Genomic DNA, 1,694 nt, shown 5'->3' with positions numbered 1-1,694 from the left:
GTCATATGCCTATTCCCTTTGTTGTGGATATAATGAAAAAAATAATATTAATTAAACCAGTGATTTTTTCACTGCTTTCCCTCATGAGTGGCTGCACGATAATTCCTGGCACTCATCTGGATGTTTCCAGTAAAAACATGGTTAAAGAGCACGGCACTGCGGTAGATATCAACTCATTGGTGAATATTTACCCGATATCGCCAAAGCTTACCTCTTCGCTGCTGACGCCAAAAATCACTGCCCAGGCCAACCCCGAACTTGAGAAGCTCATTCAGCAATACCATTACCGGATTGGTGTGGGCGATATACTGATGGTGACAGTCTGGGATCATCCGGAATTAACGACCCCTGCCGGGCAATATCGTAGCGCCAGTGACACAGGGAACTGGGTACAAGCTAATGGGACGATTTTTTATCCCTATGCGGGGAAAATTCATGTCGATGGAAAAACATTAGAAGATGTGCGTCAAACGTTAACGGAAAAACTCGCACCGTGGATTGAATCCCCGCAGGTTGATGTTAGCGTCGCCAATTTTCGATCTCAAAAAGCCTATATTACCGGTGAAGTCACAAATTCCGGGCAACAAGCGATTACCAATGTTCCTCTGACAATTATCGATGCACTCAATAACGCCGGTGGGTTAACCGAGTTTGCTGACTGGAATCACGCGGTATTAAGCCGGGCAGGTCAAAAAGAAATGATCTCGCTAAAAGCATTGTTGAAATCAGGAGACCTGACGCAAAACAGGTTATTACTCGCCGGAGATATTCTTTATGTCCCACGCAATGACGAGCTGAAAGTTTTTGTGATGGGTGAAGTCAATAAACAAACCATGCTTAAAATGGACAGTAGCGGCATGACGCTGACAGAAGCGCTGGGACGAGCAGAAGGCATTAATCAAATGACTTCAGATGCGACAGGTATTTTCGTCATTCGCGCCCAAAGCAATAATCAATCTGACCATAAAATTGCCAATATTTACCAACTGGATGCCTCCGATGCCAGCGCTCTTGTGATGGGCACCAGCTTTCAGTTAGAACCCTACGACATTGTTTATGTCACTAGCGCACCCATTGCACGTTGGAATCGCGTCATTAGTCAGTTAATCCCAACCATTAGTGGAGTCAAAGAAATTACTGAGTCTGCTAACTTTATTCATAATTGGGGTAAATAAATGATTACCTCCATCCTGGTCATTTGTACGGGAAATCTTTGCCGTTCACCGGTTGCTGAACGGCTATTGGCTCAATTACTTCCGCGCATTACTGTCCATTCGGCGGGGTTAAATGCCAGTAAAGGAATGCTGGCAGATAGCGTAATGATAGAGCTTGCGGAAGAAAAAGGTATTGTTCTTACTGACCATCGTTCGAAGAGATTCACTCCTGAAAAAGGTCTTGAGTATGATCTCATTTTGGTGATGGAAACGAAGCAAGCGGAAGTTATTAATCATCAATACCCACAACTCAGTGGTAAATGCCATCTATTAACTCACTGGAATGGAAGAGCTGATATTCCTGACCCTTACAGGAAAAGTCATGAACTCTATCGAATGACTTTTCAGAGGATGATGGATGCGACAACAGCATGGAAAAAAGCATTACTATTTTAAAATGGACTGAATAATAACTATGAAAATGAATAAAGAACATTCTTCTGATAGAGATAATATGGATGAAATTGATCTCATTCAGAT

2 protein-coding genes are annotated in these 1,694 nt (G+C 42.9%); both read left to right on the top strand.

Annotated features, from left to right (window positions below):
• Positions 1-32: 32 nt before the first annotated feature.
• Entirely contained in the window at positions 33-1,175 is a 1,143-nt protein-coding gene (locus tag MES37_RS24270; protein WP_064541169.1) for a polysaccharide export protein, read from the top strand.
• On the top strand, positions 1,176-1,610 hold the full coding sequence (locus MES37_RS24265; RefSeq protein ID WP_064541166.1) for a low molecular weight protein-tyrosine-phosphatase: 435 nt from the start codon (positions 1,176-1,178) through the stop codon (positions 1,608-1,610). It begins immediately after the preceding gene.
• The last annotated feature ends 84 nt before the right edge of the window (positions 1,611-1,694 follow it).

This window comes from Buttiauxella sp. S19-1, from assembly GCF_022134725.1.
Lineage (GTDB): Bacteria > Pseudomonadota > Gammaproteobacteria > Enterobacterales > Enterobacteriaceae > Buttiauxella > Buttiauxella ferragutiae.
This window is presented reverse-complemented; position numbering and strand designations above follow the sequence as displayed.